The 15,306-nt window shown below is 72.5% G+C and carries 13 protein-coding genes and 3 pseudogenes; 7 read left to right on the plus strand and 9 right to left on the minus strand.

Going from position 1 to position 15,306, the window contains the following annotated elements:
* The first annotated feature begins 388 nt into the window (after positions 1 to 388).
* The 4 genes and pseudogenes from ACFYPJ_RS22185 to ACFYPJ_RS22200 form a co-directional block, all read left to right on the plus strand.
* Positions 389 to 619 carry a hypothetical protein gene (locus tag ACFYPJ_RS22185; protein ID WP_389019736.1) on the plus strand — a complete coding sequence of 77 codons (231 nt, stop codon included), beginning with the start codon at positions 389 to 391 and terminating at the stop codon, positions 617 to 619.
* Positions 620 to 692: 73 nt separating this feature from the next.
* Complete coding sequence (locus ACFYPJ_RS22190; RefSeq protein WP_389019738.1) at positions 693 to 1,175, plus strand: hypothetical protein; 483 nt, start codon at positions 693 to 695, stop codon at positions 1,173 to 1,175.
* Positions 1,176 to 1,179: 4 nt separating this feature from the next.
* Entirely contained in the window at positions 1,180 to 2,853 is a 1,674-nt protein-coding gene (locus ACFYPJ_RS22195; protein ID WP_389019741.1) for a DnaJ C-terminal domain-containing protein, read from the plus strand.
* Positions 2,854 to 3,000: 147 nt separating this feature from the next.
* Positions 3,001 to 3,334 (plus strand): annotated as a pseudogene (locus tag ACFYPJ_RS22200) (hypothetical protein); the annotation flags it as partial.
* Positions 3,335 to 3,417: 83 nt separating this feature from the next.
* Here ACFYPJ_RS22200 and ACFYPJ_RS22205 read toward each other — a convergent pair.
* The 7 genes and pseudogenes from ACFYPJ_RS22205 to ACFYPJ_RS22235 all read right to left on the minus strand — a co-directional run bounded on the left by ACFYPJ_RS22205 (position 3,418) and on the right by ACFYPJ_RS22235 (position 9,507).
* The gene (locus ACFYPJ_RS22205; RefSeq protein WP_030825962.1) at positions 3,418 to 3,795 is read right to left on the minus strand and encodes a hypothetical protein; all 378 of its coding nucleotides are present in this window, start codon (positions 3,793 to 3,795) and stop codon (positions 3,418 to 3,420) included.
* A 54-nt stretch (positions 3,796 to 3,849) separates the two neighbouring features.
* Positions 3,850 to 5,854 (minus strand): annotated as a pseudogene (locus ACFYPJ_RS22210) (MMPL family transporter); the annotation flags it as partial.
* Between the two features lie 55 nt (positions 5,855 to 5,909).
* Positions 5,910 to 6,212 (minus strand): annotated as a pseudogene (locus ACFYPJ_RS22215) (hypothetical protein).
* The gene (locus ACFYPJ_RS22220; RefSeq protein ID WP_389019744.1) at positions 6,209 to 6,562 is read right to left on the minus strand and encodes an ArsR/SmtB family transcription factor; all 354 of its coding nucleotides are present in this window, start codon (positions 6,560 to 6,562) and stop codon (positions 6,209 to 6,211) included. The pseudogene ACFYPJ_RS22215 and the gene ACFYPJ_RS22220 overlap by 4 nt, the downstream one beginning before the upstream one ends.
* Before the next feature lie 235 nt (positions 6,563 to 6,797).
* The gene (locus ACFYPJ_RS22225) at positions 6,798 to 7,346 is read right to left on the minus strand and encodes a hypothetical protein (protein WP_389019747.1); all 549 of its coding nucleotides are present in this window, start codon (positions 7,344 to 7,346) and stop codon (positions 6,798 to 6,800) included.
* Positions 7,343 to 8,782: an ATP-binding protein gene (locus ACFYPJ_RS22230; protein ID WP_389020207.1), complete on the minus strand. Its 1,440-nt coding sequence runs from the start codon at positions 8,780 to 8,782 to the stop codon at positions 7,343 to 7,345. Before ACFYPJ_RS22230 ends, ACFYPJ_RS22225 begins: the two co-directional genes overlap by 4 nt.
* A gap of 32 nt (positions 8,783 to 8,814) precedes the next feature.
* Positions 8,815 to 9,507 carry a response regulator gene (locus ACFYPJ_RS22235; protein WP_389019749.1) on the minus strand — a complete coding sequence of 231 codons (693 nt, stop codon included), beginning with the start codon at positions 9,505 to 9,507 and terminating at the stop codon, positions 8,815 to 8,817.
* A gap of 253 nt (positions 9,508 to 9,760) precedes the next feature.
* Between ACFYPJ_RS22235 and ACFYPJ_RS22240 the strand changes: the two genes are divergently transcribed.
* A complete protein-coding gene (locus ACFYPJ_RS22240; RefSeq protein WP_389019752.1) occupies positions 9,761 to 10,561 on the plus strand; it encodes a DUF3152 domain-containing protein in 801 nt (266 codons plus the stop codon).
* A 127-nt stretch (positions 10,562 to 10,688) separates the two neighbouring features.
* Here the strand turns inward: ACFYPJ_RS22240 and ACFYPJ_RS22245 are convergent, their stop codons facing one another.
* The gene (locus tag ACFYPJ_RS22245; protein WP_389019755.1) at positions 10,689 to 11,780 is read right to left on the minus strand and encodes a tyrosine-protein phosphatase; all 1,092 of its coding nucleotides are present in this window, start codon (positions 11,778 to 11,780) and stop codon (positions 10,689 to 10,691) included.
* Between the two features lie 532 nt (positions 11,781 to 12,312).
* Here ACFYPJ_RS22245 and ACFYPJ_RS22250 point away from each other — a divergent pair.
* Together ACFYPJ_RS22250 and ACFYPJ_RS22255 are read left to right on the plus strand one after the other, a co-directional pair.
* Positions 12,313 to 12,906: a helix-turn-helix domain-containing protein gene (locus ACFYPJ_RS22250; RefSeq protein WP_389019758.1), complete on the plus strand. Its 594-nt coding sequence runs from the start codon at positions 12,313 to 12,315 to the stop codon at positions 12,904 to 12,906.
* A gap of 113 nt (positions 12,907 to 13,019) precedes the next feature.
* Positions 13,020 to 13,898 carry a class I SAM-dependent methyltransferase gene (locus ACFYPJ_RS22255; protein ID WP_389019761.1) on the plus strand — a complete coding sequence of 293 codons (879 nt, stop codon included), beginning with the start codon at positions 13,020 to 13,022 and terminating at the stop codon, positions 13,896 to 13,898.
* 256 nt (positions 13,899 to 14,154) lie between these two features.
* On the opposite strand, the gene ACFYPJ_RS22260 is transcribed toward ACFYPJ_RS22255, so the two are convergent.
* The gene (locus ACFYPJ_RS22260) at positions 14,155 to 14,721 is read right to left on the minus strand and encodes a DUF6529 family protein (protein ID WP_389019764.1); all 567 of its coding nucleotides are present in this window, start codon (positions 14,719 to 14,721) and stop codon (positions 14,155 to 14,157) included.
* Positions 14,722 to 15,306 lie beyond the last annotated feature (585 nt).

Below are 15,306 nucleotides of genomic sequence, written 5' to 3' on the forward strand. Positions count from 1 at the left end.
GTTTGGCGGCGGCCGCGGGGCCGGTGTGGGTTTTTTTTTTTTTTGTTGGTGGGGTGGGGGGGGGGGGGCCCCCCCCGGGCGGGCGGGGGGGCCCCCCCCCCCCGCCCGGCCGGCAGTTCGGCACCTGGCCGGGCGTCGCCTGGAGGGACACTCGGTATCCGCTGCCATCAGATCATTTCCGCGCCCGCCTCGAACAGGGTGTGGCTGCTCCTGCCGGACGTACGCCGCGCAGGGTCACCAGGACGGCCCGCCCCGCCTTGTCCTCCCCCACCCCGGCCTCGGCGTCCTGCGCCCACGCCCACCCCGGCCGGGCCGGGGCCCCGGCTGCGTCCTGCCGGGCGGCCATGCCTGGTACGCCAGGAGCAGGGGCCGGCCGGACGCACCGCGCATGGGCTGGCAGGCCGCCCAGTGGCTGGCGCCCTGCTTGGCGGGCATGGGCCTGGTCTCCTGGCAGGGCGGCTTCGGCGGCCAGGGCAACCTGGGCCTGTGGTGGGACATCCTGGTGGTCGCGGCCTTCTCCCCGGCCGTCCACTACTGGGCCAGGGCCACCGCGTCCCGGCCCGGGGAGATCGAGCGGAGCATCGAGGAGGCCGCGGTCACCGAGGCACCGGCACACTGATCCGTGCCAACTGCCCCCTTCTGCACCGGCGTTCGCCTCTACACTGGAAGCCGCTGTTGAACAGGGGGAATACATGGCGACAGGCGGCGGTACCGGCGGTACCGGCACGATACGTCTCGCGGTGTCCGGTGCGGCCGACGTGGATCAGGACGAACTGGACCAGCTCACCGCGATGTTGCGGCGACAGTTGCTCGAACTGGACGTGACCGACGTACGGATGGCGCGTTCCGGCGGAGCGGTGCCGGAGGGCGCCAAGCCGGGTGAACTCATCGCGGTCGGCGCCCTCGTCGTCAGTCTCGCCCCGACCGTTCTGCGGCCCGCGCTGCGCCTGGTGGAGACCTGGATGCAGAACCGCCCCGTGCGCACCGTCAAGGTCGACGTCGACGGCCGCACCCTTGAGCTGGGTCACGCCTCGGCGGAGCAGCAGCAACAACTGCTCGATGCCTTCGTGACGGAGCTTCGGACGCGGGGAGCGGACGACGGGAACCCGGCCGGATCCGACGCCGCGGCGGGAACTTCGGCAGGTACCGCAGGACCGCCCGCCGTTCAGGAGTAGCGCCATGACCCGTCTCCCCTTCGGCCCGGGCCGCAGGGACGCCCTCCTCATCGCGACCGGGACGTACGAAGACCGCGCGCTCAGTACCCTGCGCTCCCCCGGCCAGGACTGCGCGGGCCTCGCCGGCGTGCTCGACGACCCCCGCATCGGCGGCTTCCACACCGAGCAGTTGAGGGATGCCCGGGCGCACGAGGCGATGCGCGCGCTGGAGCGCTTCTTCCGGGACCGCAGCCGCGACGACCTGCTCCTGCTGCACGTGTCCTGCCACGGCATCAAGGACGACGACGGCCGGCTGTACTTCGCCACCCGCGACACGGACCGCGACCTGCCCGCCTCCACCGCGATCCCGGCCGCCTTCCTGCGTGACCGCATGGATCGCTGCCGGGCCCGTACGATCATCGTCCTCCTCGACTGCTGTTACAGCGGAGCCTTCCTGCCCGGCGCGAAGGGCGACGACCGGATCCACGTACGCGACGAACTCGGCGGACACGGCATCGCCGTTCTGACCGCGACCAGCCGGACCGAGTACGCCTGGGAGGGCGAGCGCGTCGAGTCGAAGGTGCCGCAGCCCTCACGTTTCACGGGCGCGCTGATCGAGGGGCTGCGTACGGGCGCGGCCGATCTGAACCGGGACGGCCGGATCACGGTCACCGAGTTGTACGACTACGTGTACGAGTACCTGCACCGCTCCGGGGCGAGACAGCGGCCGCGGATGTGGGCGGACCTGGAGTACCAGGTGACCGTCGCCAGGACGGTCGCCGCGCAGGAGAACCGGACGGCGCAGGAGAACCAGGCGTTCGAGGACGCCATGGACGCGTTCTTCCAGGAGCCGGACTTCGGACGCGCACAGCCCCAAAGCAGTGAACAGCAGACGGCTCCGGAGCCGGAGGCCACCGCCGATCCCTGGGCCTACCCGGATCCGGAAACCGAGGCCGAGTGGGGAACCGGGACAGGCCCGGGAACGGCTACGGAGACGGAATCGGAGCAGCACTACCCACGCACGCGTGCCTACCGCGGCCAGGACGCCCTGATCCGTCTCGAACTCGACCTGTCCGAGACCGCGTTCGGCACGCAGAAGGACATCGTGGTGGACACCGCGATCGTGTGTCCGACCTGTTCGGGTCCGGGTACGGCGCCGGGAACCCATCCCCGGACGTGCGACGCCTGCGACGGACGCGGCACCGCCGGGACGTCCTGGCGCGGCTCCCGAGGCGGAACCGGCGCAACGCGGCCCTGCCGCACGTGCGACGGGTACGGCACGCTCCTTCCCCACCCCTGCCCGGAATGCGCCGGAGACGGGCGGGTCCGCTCCCGCCGGACACTCACCGTCAAGATTCCGGCGGGCGTCGACCACGGCACCAGGATCCAGTTGGCCGGTGAAGGAGAGGCCGGGGCCGGCGGCGGTGAGGCGGCGCACCTCTATCTCGAACTCCAGGAACGCCGGCATCCGGTCTTCCGGCGGACGCACGACGACCTGCACCGCACCCTGACCGTGCCGCGCGCCCTGGCGACGAAGGGCGGCACTCTCCCCATCCGGACGCTGGACGGCAGCCACACCATCCGCATCCCTCGGGGCCTCCGGGACGGCCAGACCATGCGCCTGGCGGGTCTTGGTGTCCCCCACCTCAGGGAGAGCGGCCGGGGCGATCTCCTCGCGCACGTCGAGATCCGCGACTGAGCCGGCGGGCCGGGGAGCCTCGCGCCCGAGGGCGCGCACACGGCCGGCCTGGCCGCTCCCCGGTCCACGGTGGCTGAGCCACCCTGAGGTGTCCGGGCGGGCGCGGCCTTCCGTGCGTGTCCCCGGGCGTGCACCGACCAGGAGGGGCAGAAGCTGCAGCAGATCATGCGCAGGGGCAGCACGATCCGCATCGGCCGTGAAGCCTTACGGTGGCTGCTCCGGCGCCGCGGCATCACCTTCCAGCGCACCAAGACCTGGAAGGAGTCGCCCGACCCTGATCGCGACGCCAAGCTCGACCGGATCGAGCAGGTGCTGGACCGCTTCCACCGCAGCCGCCCCGCGCAAACCCAGGCACTGCACCGCTACCTGCGCTGGCGCAATACCAACGCCCGCCACCCCGACGTACTCACCCGCCCAACGCAAGGAACGCGCCCGCGTCCGCAGCGAGAAGGGCATCCGCTGGGGCGGACGCCCCTCAACACCGCAGCCTGACCAACCGCGAACCGCAGCCCCCGAGCGCCGAAGGGGGCAAGTTCAGGAGAAGGACAGCGACAGAAGGATGACTCAGGAGGCGGACGGTTCGATCTCCCCCGCAAAGACGATGACCTGGTCGATGAGGCTCCGCCGCAGATGAACGACGTCCGTTCCCGCCAGGCGGGGACCTCCATCCGGCGTGGTAAAGACCCACTGGTACCGGGCCCACTCGTCAGGCATGTCCACCGCCGAGCAGCGCACCATCGTGCCGGTCCCCGCCGGGTGGCGCCGGATGTCCAGCACGAACCGCTCGACCGCCGCGATTCCTTCGCTGCGACCCAACGGCCCCCAGAAAACCACGTCTGAGGTCAGAGCCTGGGAGAGCAGGGCAGTCACATAGCTGTCGTCCGAGGCGTTGAACGCGGAGATGAACGTGTCGATCGCGGAGCGTGCAATCTCTTCCTGCATGCCCCAGTAATACCAGCCGTTTCGCGTGCGCTCGTCCCGCGAGCCGCCTTCCGATCACGGTGAACCATCCCGGTCACAGCACGAGGCCACCTCGTGGGCACGGCCCCGGGCCGCGGTGGCCGTGCTCGCGGAGTCGTCTCCGTAGGGCGGGGTCGGGCGGCCGAAGAGGTCGCCCGGCCACCAGAACCAGCGGCCGAGGTCCAGGGCCAGGGCGGGGACCAGGACCGTACGGACCAGGAAGGTGTCCAGGAGGACGCCGAGTCCGACGAGAACCCCCATCTGGGCCATCGTCACCAGGGGCAGGCCCGCGAAGATCGCGAAAGTGGCGGCCAGGACGATGCCCGCGGAGGTGATGACGCCTCCGGTGCTGGTCAGTTCTTCCAGGACACCGCGGGTGTGGCCCAGGCGCGTGGCCTCCTCCTTCACGCGGTGCATGAGGAAGATGTTGTAGTCGATGCCGAGCGCCACCAGGAACACGAACCCCATCAGCGGGATCGACCAGTCGACGCCCGCGAAACCCAGGACGTGTTCGAAGACCAGGTCGGAGGCGCCGAGGGCCGCGACGTACGACAGCACCACCGTGGCCAGGAGCAGCAGCGGGGCGACAAGGGCGCGCAGGAGGGCGATCAGGACGCCGAGGACGACCAGGAGCACGATCGGGACGACGGTCCGCAGGTCGCGGTCGGCGGCCCGCTGGGTGTCCAGCTTCTCGGCCGTGGTGCCTCCGACCAGGGTGTCCGAGCCGCCGGCCCGGTGGACGGCGTCCCGCAGATCCTCGACCGTGTCCTCGGCGGCCCGGCTGTCCGGGGCGTCCTGCAACACCACGGACAGGGTGGTGAGTCTGCCGTCCGGTGTGCGGTCGCCGTCCTCGACGCGGGCCACGCCGTCCACCGCCGCGGCGGCTGCCCTGACCTCGGCCGCTTGGTCGGTGCGGGTCACGACGTCCGCCGGGTCCGAGGCGCCCGACGGATAGTGCGCCGAGATCCGTTCCTGCGCCACCACCGATTCCGGCTTGTCCTGGAACGTCTCCGCCTGCGTCAGGCCCATGTCGATGCCCGCCGTGCTCAGCGCGAGTAGGCCGGTGACGGCGACCGGCACGAGCCACGACCAGCGGGGACGCCGAGCGACCAACCACGGCACCGATACGGGACCAGATCGTACGCGCCGGCCGCGGCGGGGTGCCGTGTCGCGGTACGAACGGCCAGAACACCCAGCGGCCCGCGACGACGAGCAGTGCGGGCAGCACGGTGGCCATCGCGAGGAAGGCGCAGCAGACGCCGACCGCTCCCACGAGTCCCAGTGAACGGGAGGAGTTGATGTCGGCGAAGGCCAGGCAGGACAGGCCCACGGCGATGGCGGCGGAGGCGGTGACCGCCGGGCCCGAGCGGCGCAGCGCGATCCGCATCGCCTCGTGCCGGTCCTCGTGACGGTGCAGTTCCTCGCCGTAGCGGGCGATGAGCAGGAGGGCGTAGTCCGTGCCGACCCCGAAGACGAGCACCATCGGCACGCCCGCACTCTGCGGGTCGACCGGCAGTCCGGCGTACCGGGCCAGCAGGTACGTGCTCGCCTGGGTGAGGACGGCCGCGAAGCCCACTGACAGCAGGGGCAGCAGCCACAGGGCGGGACTGCGGTACGTGAGCAGCAGCAGGACGGCCACGACCAAGCCGGTCGAGAACAGCAGGGTGGTGTCGAGGCCGTCGAAGACCGCCACCGAGTCGACGAGGGAACCGGCGGGCCCGCCGACCTCGGTCTGCACACCGGGTGGCGCGTTCGCGCCGGCCACCTTGCGTAGTTCGTCGACCTTGTCGGTGATGTCGTCCTCGCTGTCCAGCGGGACGACCGTCATCGCGGCCCGGCCGTCGTCGGAGGGTATCGGCTTTGAGACCTGCCGGCCGGAGGGGACGAAGCGCGCGAGTGCGGCCCGGTCGTCCACCGCCGTGGTGCGGGCGTCCTTGCCGGTGCGGACGACGACCGCCGGCATGATCGTATCCGTACGGAACTTCTCCAGTTCCGTGTTGACCCGCGCGGACTCGGCGTCGCGGGGCAGGAAGGCGTTGGAACCGCGGTACGGCCGGGAGTTGCCGCTCCCGGCCGTACGCCTTGCACGCCAAGGCTCATTCGATCTCGCGCATCATCTTCTCCATCGAGCGGACCGCCAGGCGGGTCTGCGTCAGCTCGTCCAGGGTCTGCCGCTGTTCGTCGACCGATCGGCGCTGCAACTCCACGGTGTCCTCAAGGAGTTAGGCGTATCTCGCCGCGAGCACCTTGTACTGCTCCTCGCGTGCGGCGAGCATCCGGGACCGCCAGGTCGCGGCGAACTGCCAGACGATCACGATCATCAGGGTGAAGACCCCGGCGGCGCCCACGACCCCGGCCATGTCCGAGCCGTCGGCGAGTGTCACCAGTTCCCCATTCACTTCGCTTCCTCTTTCCCGGCCTCGTTCTCGCGCACGGTGAGCGTCGTGGCCGCTTGCGCGATGACGGCGGGGGTCAGCTCGTACCGGAAGGGCATGATGTCGAAGTACTTCATCGCCTTGCCGTCCTGCGCGAGTTCGAGCGTGCCGACGACCAGGCCCGCCGCCTCCAGTCGCTGGAGGTGCATGTGCAGCAGCGGGCGGCTCATCCCGATCTCACGGGCCAGCGCACTCACGTAGTTGCGGCGCTCCACGAGCGCCGCGACGATCCGCATCCGGTGCGGATTGCCGAGCGCGGAGAGCACCCTCACCAACTCGTCCCCCGTCGGCGCCGGAGACGGGCCCTCGGGCATCGGCGCCCCTTTCCGTCGTACCTGCGGGAAGAGGCTGACAGGAGCAGATTTCACCTGTCAAAGAATCCTGACACCTCTCAGGGGAAGATGGGGGACATCTCAGGGTCGGGTCCGGGGCACGGACTTGGGCCCGGGGCACGACTCGGGCCCGGGCGAGGTCGAGGTGTCCCGGGCAGGACGCCGCGGGCGGGAGGGTACGAAGGCACGCGCGTGCCGCAGCGGTCGGGATCCGCGCTCACGCGTCGGGGCAGCCCTCGTCCGTCCCCTCGGCGTGCCATCCGCCGTCGCCGGACACCGTCACCGTCACGGCGACCTGGTCACCGGCCGGCTGGCCGATGCGGTGTGCGGCGGCGGCCGTGCAGATCAGTTGTTCCGTTCCGAGGCGGGACAGTTTGCCGAAGCCGGACGGCAGCCGGATCGAGAGCGCGTCGCCCCGCACCGACACGGTCGGGACGCCCCGCGCGGCCTGCTTCGGTACCGCGGTCGCCCTGCGCGCCGCGGCGGACGCGGCGGACGGTACGTCGCTGGAGAGAGGTCCGGAGGCGCCGACCGGGGACGGCCCGGCGGCGAGGAGTCCCAGGGCCGCCTCGGCGTCGCCGGGCCGGTCGGTGGGGAGGAACGCCGCGACGAGCGCCCCGCCCCGGATGAAGTAGACCGGTGTCTTCGGGGGGATCCCGCTCGCCGGGCCGCCGGCCTGCACCACCCCGGTCTCGGGGATCCCGCAGGCGGAGAGCGCGAGCATCGCCGACGCGATCAGCAGCGCAACCCGGTGGGTGGCCTTCATGACCGGTCCTCCTCGGGCAGGTCGTGCCGCCGCAGCGGGAGTTCCACGGTGAACAGGGCGCCTCCCGCCGGATGGTTCGCCGCGCGGACCGTGCCGCCGTGCATCCGGACGTTCTCGGCAGTGATCGAAAGGCCGAGCCCGCTGCCCTCGGAACGGGCTCTGGCGGTGTCCGACTTGTAGAACCGCTCGAAGACATGCGGCAGCACGTCGCCGGGGATGCCTGGCCCGCTGTCCCGCACCTCGATGACCACCAGGCCCCCGGTCCCGCCGGCACCGCGCGCGTGCAGGCCCACCCGCACGGGACGGGCCCCGTGCCGCAGGGCGTTGCCGACCAGATTGGCGACGACCACGTCAAGACGGCGCGGGTCGACATGTGCGCGCACCGTGCCGGGCGCCGGCAGGCGGGTCTCCACCGTGCCGGACCAGCCGCGGGAGGCGAGCGTTCGCCGGATGGACTCGGCGAGGTCTATCTCGTCCAGGTGCAGGACCGCCGCGTCCGCGTCGAAGCGGGACATCTCCATCAAGTCGTCCACGAGGCGGGCCAGTTTCACGGTCTCCGCGCTGATCAGCCGTACCGCGGTGGCGGTGTCCGGATCCAGCCGGGCGGCGTCCTCGTCCAGGACGTCCGTGACCGCGGACATGGCGGCCAGCGGGGTGCGCAGTTCGTGCGAGACGTCCGCGGCGAAACGCCGGGCCCTGGCCTCCATGTCCCGCAGCTCCGCCACCGACGTCTCCAGCGCGGCGGCCGTCTCGTTGAACGTGTCCGACAGGTCGGCGAGTTCGTCGGAGCCGTTGACCGCGAGCCGGGTGTCCAGACGGCCCTCGGCGATACTGCGGGTGGCGTGCCGCAGCGCCCGCACCGGCAGCAGTACCCCGCGGGCTGCCAGCAGGGCGAGCACCACGGCGAGGGCGAGTGCCACCACCATGGCGCGTTCGACGGCGGTGACCAGGGCGTCGACGTACGCCTGCTCGACGGTCTGCGGGACGACGAGAAACACCTGGACCCCGGAGAGCACCCGCTCCGCGCCCGGGGCGGAGAAGACGACCGGCATGCCGACGACCAGCGAGGTGTGCCCGTCCCTGCGCACCCGCTGGAAGACGGTGGCCCGGCTGGCTCCAACGGCCGCCCGCACGGCCGGCGTCACCTCGGTGAAGGGGTCACCGGCGACGGAAGAGGCACTCATCTCCCGGAACACGACCAGCACCCGCCAGTGCCCCTGCGCTTCGGTGTCCGCGAGGTCGGACGCCAACCGCCGCAACGTCTCCTGGCCCGGAGGGTAGGAGAGCCCGCCGGCCAGCTGGCCGACCTGGGTGCGCAGTTGCCTGATCACCGCGTCCTGGCTCTGCTGGAGCACGCCGGTGCGCGCCTCCCTGAAGGTCAGCGCACCGGTCGCGGCCGCGGCGACGGTGGCGACGAGCCCGAAGGCCACCACCATCCGTGCGCGCAGGCCGCGCAGCAGGCGGGCCCTCACCGGGCGGCGAAGCGGTAGCCGAATCCGCGGACGGTGTGGATGTAGCGGGGTGCGCGAGGCGGCTCGTCCAGCTTGGTGCGCAACCGTTTGACGCAGGCGTCCACGAGGCGGGCGTCGCCGTGGTAATCGTGCTCCCAGACCGCCTCCAGCAGTTGCTGCCGGCTGAAGACCTGGCCGGGTGAGGCGGACAGGGTGAGCAGGAGCCGTCGCTCGGAGGGGGCGAGGGCGACCGGCCCGCCGTTCAGCGTGACGGTCAGGCCGGTCCGGTCGACGGTCAGGTCCCCATAGCTGTCGATCTTCGGCAGGGCGGTGCCGGCAGCCGTCCCGGCGGTCCGGCGCAGGACCGCACGGATACGGGCGTCGAGCACCCGGGCCGGCACCGGCTTGACGACGTAGTCGTCCGCGCCCGCCTCCAGACCGACGACGATGTCCACCTCGTCACCCCGCGCGGTCGCCATGATGATCGGCAGGGTCTGGTCGAAGGCCCGAATGCCACGGCACACCTCAAGACCCGGCATTCCGGGCAGCATCAGATCGAGGACCACGATGTCCGGCCGGAAGGACCGCAGCCGGTCCATCCCCTCCTCACCGGTAGCGGCGGCGAGGACGTCATGGCTCTGCCGGCGCAGCCCCAGGGTGACACCCTCGCGGACGGCGCGGTCATCTTCGATCAGCAGTACACGTGGCATGGACTCAGTATCCAAAGGCCGCCCACTCGGGCGGAAAACTGTTACCGGTTGATCATACCTGCAGGCCGAGAGCGAGCATTATCGATTCGTTATCACACGGGCCGATCTCGATCACATGGCTGTCCGACCGTGAACCATCGTGACCGCGTACCAAGGAGATCCGCCGCCTTCCCGTCGCCGCCCGAGGGAATCCGGGCACACCGCGACGCGGAGCGGGAGGCGGCACCGCGGGAGGAGGAGCGGTAAGCGGCGGATGATCGGTGGTCTGATGGCGGTGGCCGTGCTCGCGGCCGCCGGCTGCGCGGTGGTGGCCTGGAAGTCGTCCGACGCTGGACGGTCCACGGCACGGACCGACGCCCCTGTACGGGCCAAGACCACCCCGCAGGCGCAGCGTTCCCCCGAACCGTCCGAGCCGGCCCCGGCCACCACGGCGAAGTCGAGCACTCCGGCCACACCGCGTGCGTCCGCCTCCCCTTCCCCGCCCGGCCTTCCCGCCACAGGCCCGGGAACGTTCGTCACGGCGCCCGGCACGAGCGCGCGCACGGGCACGGGCTCCGTGCTGCGCTACCGGGTCGAGGTGGAGGACGGCATCCCGGTCTCCCCCGCGGGCGCCGCCCATGAGGTGGAGCGCATCCTGAGCGATCCGCGCGGCTGGACGGCCGACGGGCACTCAGGGTTCCAACGGGTCTCCGGCGGCACCGCCGACTTCGCCGTCAAGATCGCCACCGCCGGCACCGTCGACGACATCTGCGGACGGTACGGACTCGACACCGGCGGCGAGGTCAATTGCACCGTCTCCCAGACCGTCATGGTCAACCTCGAACGCTGGGAACTGGCGACCCCCGTCTACGCGGACGACGTCACCGCCTACCGGGCACTCATCATCAACCACGAGGTGGGACACTTCCTCGGCCACGGCCATGTCACCTGCCCGGGCAAGGACAGGCCGGCCCCCGCGATGATGCAGCAGATCAAGGGCATGCACGGCTGCGTCCCCAACGTCTGGCCGTACGACGCGAACGGACAACGGATCACCGGCCCGTCCGTCCCGTGAGCGCCCTGGTCCGCATGGGCTGCTGGGTGTACTGCCCGGTGAGGCCGGCAACGCGCCCTGCGGGTGTGCCCGGCCGATCGGCAGGGCCATGGCGCCGCCCTGCCGATCGGTCGGCCCCGGTCGGGCGTCAGACGAGCAGCTTCGCCCGGAGGGCACCGATGGTGGCGTCGTCCAGCATCAGGCCCTGGTGCAGGTAGGTGTCGAAGTCTCCGTAGATGTAGTCGACCTCGGCGAAGGCCGCGCGCAGCCAGGACAGTTCCACCGCGCCCGGGTCCCCGGTGTAGGTGTTGCTGGCCAGGAAGTCCGCCTCGACGGTCGCCCGCGGTACGCCGAGCAGGGTGAGCAGCACGGCCGTGGCCCAGCCGGTGCGGTCCTTGCCCGCGGTGCAGTGGTAGAGCGTCGCGCCCGGGTTCGCGGCGATGGCGGTCAGGGTGTCGTGGAACGCGTGGTCCGCGCCGACGAAGTTCACCATGAACGGGTAGCCGATGGACTGGCCCAGGTTGTCGGAGCCGTTGAACAGGCCCGCGGCGAGGGCGGCCGCGAGCGTGGCCGCCGCATCCTTGTGGAACCTCAGACCGTGGCTGAGCGAGACCACGTCGGCGACCTGGTAGGCGACACCGGCGGGGATGCGGTCCGGGGCGTCGCTGCGCTCGCTGCTGTTGCGCAGGTCGACGTCGCGGGTGACGTTCTGGTCGAGCAGCACCTGCTGCTCCGCCGCCGTCAGTCCGCTGAGCTTGTTCGAGCGGTACACCGCGCCCATGCGGACCCAGTGGCGGTCGGTGGTGCGGTAACCGCCCGCGTCCCGGGCGTTGTCGGCGTCGGCGAGGCCGAGGGAGCGCTCCGCGACCGTCAGCGGGGCACCGGCGTCGGGGGTGAGGCGGAAGTACCAGCGCGCTTCGGACGCCAGCGTCCCCGCGGGGACGGTGAGGCTTCCGGTGCCGGCGCCGTGGCCGACCTCGGTGCCGGTGGTGGCGTTCGGGTCGGTGGAAGCGGTGACGACGACCTGACCGGCGGGTGAGGCCCAGGTCAGGGTGTGGACACCGGTCGCGGAGCGGTGGGCCTGAGCCGCGGTGAAGGGGATCGCCGAGGGTGCCAGGGCACGCGTGGCGGACGGCACCGTGGCGGGCGCCGCGAGGGCGGCTGGTGCCAGCGGGACCATGACGGTGCCGGCGAGCAGGGCCGAGACGAGGAGAGTGCCGGTACGCCGGGGAACGCGCATGATGACGACTCCTGAGATGCTGGGGGCCAACAGGGCGTGTACGAAGGCCATCCAGCCACACGTACTTGACGGGGACGGGACAACGGAGCCAACAACGGGGCCACCGCCGGGCGAAGTTGAGGACCGGACGGCACATATCTCCATGGTCGGTCCGTCTGTTCGGGGATCGCGGCCGGGACGGCGGCCCCGGCTCGCACGGCCGTTGCCGTCCGTCGACGCGGGGCTGGGGTGCGGCGCGGATCAGCGAGGGTGGGTGCGGGCCGGCGCCGTGGGCGGTTTCGCGGGTGTCGGCGATGCCTTCGCGGCGGTGCGTCGCCGTCAGGGCGCCACACCCGCACCGGCGAGGAGGATCCCGGCCGCCAGGGTCGCGCGGGCCCCGATGTGCTCGGCCGGCGCGGGGCGAGGCCGGAGGCGACGGCGCGGGGCGAGGCCGGACGCTGCCGTCCTCGGCGTCGGGTGAGCGCGTCCCGATCACGGGGCGCGGTACGACGGCGGTAGGCACTGCTTGCGATCGGAGCATAGGTTGATGCCCATGACGCAAGAAGACGGCGAGCTGGACAGCCTCGTACGCAAACGGATCCGCGCCCTGCGGCTGGCGCAGGGCTGGTCCCTGGAAGAACTGGCCGGCCGCGCGAAGCTCAGCCAGTCCTCGCTCAGCCGGATCGAGAACGGCCGACGCCGGCTGGCCCTGGACCAGCTCGTCACCCTCGCCCGCGCCCTGGACACCTCGCTCGATCAGCTGGTCGAGACGGCCACCGACGACGTGGTCTCCCATCCGATGATCGACGCGGCCCGCGGGCAGCTGCGCTGGCCGGTGCGGGCGGATCCGGGCATGACCGTCGTACGTCAGCGCCTGACGGACCCGCCGCCGGACAACCCGTCGCGTCTGCGCGCCCATCCGGGCCGTGAATGGCTCGTGGTCCTCTCCGGCACCGCCCTCCTGCTGCTGGGCAACCGCCGCTTCCGCGTGGAGACCGACCAGGCCGCCGAGTTCCCCACCATGCTGCCGCACGCCATCGGCGCCGACGGCGGTCCGTGCGAGATCCTCGGCATCTTCGACCGCGACGCCCGCCGCGGGCACCGGGCCGACGAGGGCGCCGCCGCAAAGCAGCGCCCGCCACGGTGACCGGAGCCCGCCCGCGTCGCTGGAATTGCGTGTCCGGCCGCTCGCACCCCGATCCTCTTGCCGTATGCGCAAGACACCCCGCACCAGGCGCATGACCTTCTTACGGTGCATCCATGACGCACACCGAGCACGCCCAGGGCGTGCACCCTGCCCGCCGGCCCGGCCCGTACCACGAGCCCACGGACCACGGCGACGGCCAGGCGGAGATACTCGACCTGGACGCGGAGGTGCTGGCCGAGCACCACGCCTCCGTCGTCGCCTGGCTGCCCGTCGGGTCCGCCCCCGCGCAGTTGGTGGACCTCGGCTGCGGGACCGGCACGGGCACCTTCGCCCTGCTCGCACGCTTCCCCGAGGCCCACGTGACCGCCGTCGACTCCTCGGCCGCTCACCTGCACCGCCTGCGGGAGAAAGCGTGCACGACGGGCGTGGCCGATCGCGTGCGCACCGTCCAGGCCGATCTGGACGCGCCCTGGCCGGACCTCGGCACGCCCGACCTGGTGTGGGCGTCGGCCTCCCTGCACCACATGGCCGACCCGGACCGCACCCTGCGGCAGCTCCACGACCTGCTCGTGCCCGGCGGGCTGTGCGCGATCGTCGAACTGGCCGGGTTCCCCCGGTTCCTGCCCGGCGACGCGCCGGCGGACCGGCCCGGCCTGGAGGAGCGCTGCCACGCCGCGAGCGAGCGCCACCACGCCGAGCACGTTCCGCACCGCGGTGCGGACTGGGGCCCCCGGCTGACCGCCGCCGGCTTCTCGCTCGAAGCCGAACGCACGGTCGCCGTCGCCGTCGACCAGGCCCGTTCCGCGGCGGTGGGCCGCTACGCCCTCAGAAGTCTTTCGCGGATGCGCTCCACCGTCGCCGACACGCTCCCGGCCGAGGATCTGGCCGCGCTGGACCGACTCCTCGACACCGACGGCCCCGGCAGCATCCTGCGCCGGGACGATCTGGCCGTACGCACCGCACGCACCGTGTGGGCCGCACGCCGTGCCTGAACGACTGCGTCCCCGGCCACCGGCTCCGTGCCGGTCGCCGCAGCGGTACGGGTCGGGCTGACCGTCCGACGCGACGCCCCCGGGCCGGAGATGCGGGTCCGCGCCCGGGAGGCCGCCCCGCACGGTCTGCCGCAACGTCGCCTCGATACGGCGCACGAGCACCACGGCACCCGGGCCGGCTTCGGCCGGACGGACCCCTCGGCCCCGGGCGCGGGGCGGTCCGGTCCTCCCCGGCGGGAGCCGGCCCACCGTCCGCTCACAGTCCGGGTGAGTGAGAGCCGTTCAGGTACCACAGGGCGGCCGAGTACCAGACCAGGGCGATCACGGTGACGAGGACGCCGCCGGCCAGGGGAAGGGCCCAGCCCGGCCAGCGACGGTGGCGGACCACGACGACCTTGGCGACGAAGGCCCCGTACAGGAAGCAGCCGGCGAGCGCGTGCAGTGCCCGGCGGGGGTTGGTCAGCTGGACGCCGTAGGCGGTGATGCAGTGCCGGGCGACGGGGAGGGAGACGAGGAAGGCGAGCACGCCGATGATGCGGTGCGTGGTGTGGATCCGGTGCGGTGCGGCGCGCAGTGCGGGCAGCCGGCCGTACATCCACAGGGCGAGGAACACCTGGATCAGCGCCAGGCACAGGAGGGCGGAGCCGAGCTGTGCCTTCAGCCGCTTGGCGTCGTTGCCGTACTGCCCGAAGAGGCCGGTCCCGTAGTCGGGGGTGTGCACCCGCCCGAACCACACCAGGCCGGCCACCACCGCCACGGGCAGGAGCAGCCACAGGACGTCGTGGAGCCGTCGGTGGCGGGCGCGGTGAGCGAGGCCGTCCACGGGGTCAGCCGCCCCCGCGGGTGGTCGCGCGGGCCGCCGGTGCGGGCCGCGGGCTCCCACCGGTCGTCGTCCTGCCGCCACCGGAACGGCCATGGTCCGCCGCGGCACGCGGAGCGTCGGCGGCGACCGGGGCGGTCGTGGGGCGCGGGTCTCTCAACGGAATCCTCCAGCCGGTACGGGCCGTTCTCGCCAGTACGTCCGAAGAGTCCCTGCCGGGTCCAGGCGGCGCGCTGGCGGGCGGGCCATTCGGACCATCGGTTCCGCGCCGTCGTGCGGATCGTCCGAACGGGGGCCGAAGGGACGCGCCGGTGGACGGGCCAGCGGGGCCGCGAGCAGGAGAGGCTGCGGCCGGCGGGCGCGGTGACCAGGCTGTCGTGGCCGGCCGGCACCTCCCCCACCGGTGCCGGTGCCCCGCGCACGGCTCGGGGCGCCGGTCCGTCAGAGCTCCCGGACGCCGGGCGGCGTCACCGGTACGTCGGGGTGACCGGAGTACGCACGCCGTGCAGGCGGTGGGGACCGGACGCTCCGGTGGTCCGGCGGCGGTCCGGCCGGGCCGGACCACCGCGGTCGCCGGCAGTCCGAGGG

It is taken from the genome of Streptomyces sp. NPDC006012 (assembly GCF_042871185.1).
In the GTDB taxonomy this organism is placed as follows: domain Bacteria; phylum Actinomycetota; class Actinomycetes; order Streptomycetales; family Streptomycetaceae; genus Streptomyces.

Excerpts from the sequence above, each read along its gene's own strand:
- ACFYPJ_RS22255 (WP_389019761.1), top strand. The coding sequence starts at position 13,020 with ATGACGCACACCGAGCACGCCCAGGGCGTGCACCCTGCCCGCCGGCCC.
- ACFYPJ_RS22240 (WP_389019752.1), top strand. The coding sequence starts at position 9,761 with ATGATCGGTGGTCTGATGGCGGTGGCCGTGCTCGCGGCCGCCGGCTGC.
- ACFYPJ_RS22245 (WP_389019755.1), bottom strand. The coding sequence starts at position 11,780 with ATGCGCGTTCCCCGGCGTACCGGCACTCTCCTCGTCTCGGCCCTGCTC.
- ACFYPJ_RS22185 (WP_389019736.1), top strand. The coding sequence starts at position 389 with ATGGGCTGGCAGGCCGCCCAGTGGCTGGCGCCCTGCTTGGCGGGCATG.
- ACFYPJ_RS22225 (WP_389019747.1), bottom strand. The coding sequence starts at position 7,346 with ATGAAGGCCACCCACCGGGTTGCGCTGCTGATCGCGTCGGCGATGCTC.
- ACFYPJ_RS22220 (WP_389019744.1), bottom strand. The coding sequence starts at position 6,562 with ATGCCCGAGGGCCCGTCTCCGGCGCCGACGGGGGACGAGTTGGTGAGG.
- ACFYPJ_RS22190 (WP_389019738.1), top strand. The coding sequence starts at position 693 with ATGGCGACAGGCGGCGGTACCGGCGGTACCGGCACGATACGTCTCGCG.
- ACFYPJ_RS22205 (WP_030825962.1), bottom strand. The coding sequence starts at position 3,795 with ATGCAGGAAGAGATTGCACGCTCCGCGATCGACACGTTCATCTCCGCG.
- ACFYPJ_RS22195 (WP_389019741.1), top strand. The coding sequence starts at position 1,180 with ATGACCCGTCTCCCCTTCGGCCCGGGCCGCAGGGACGCCCTCCTCATC.
- ACFYPJ_RS22230 (WP_389020207.1), bottom strand. The coding sequence starts at position 8,782 with ATGGTGGTGGCCTTCGGGCTCGTCGCCACCGTCGCCGCGGCCGCGACC.
- ACFYPJ_RS22235 (WP_389019749.1), bottom strand. The coding sequence starts at position 9,507 with ATGCCACGTGTACTGCTGATCGAAGATGACCGCGCCGTCCGCGAGGGT.
- ACFYPJ_RS22250 (WP_389019758.1), top strand. The coding sequence starts at position 12,313 with ATGACGCAAGAAGACGGCGAGCTGGACAGCCTCGTACGCAAACGGATC.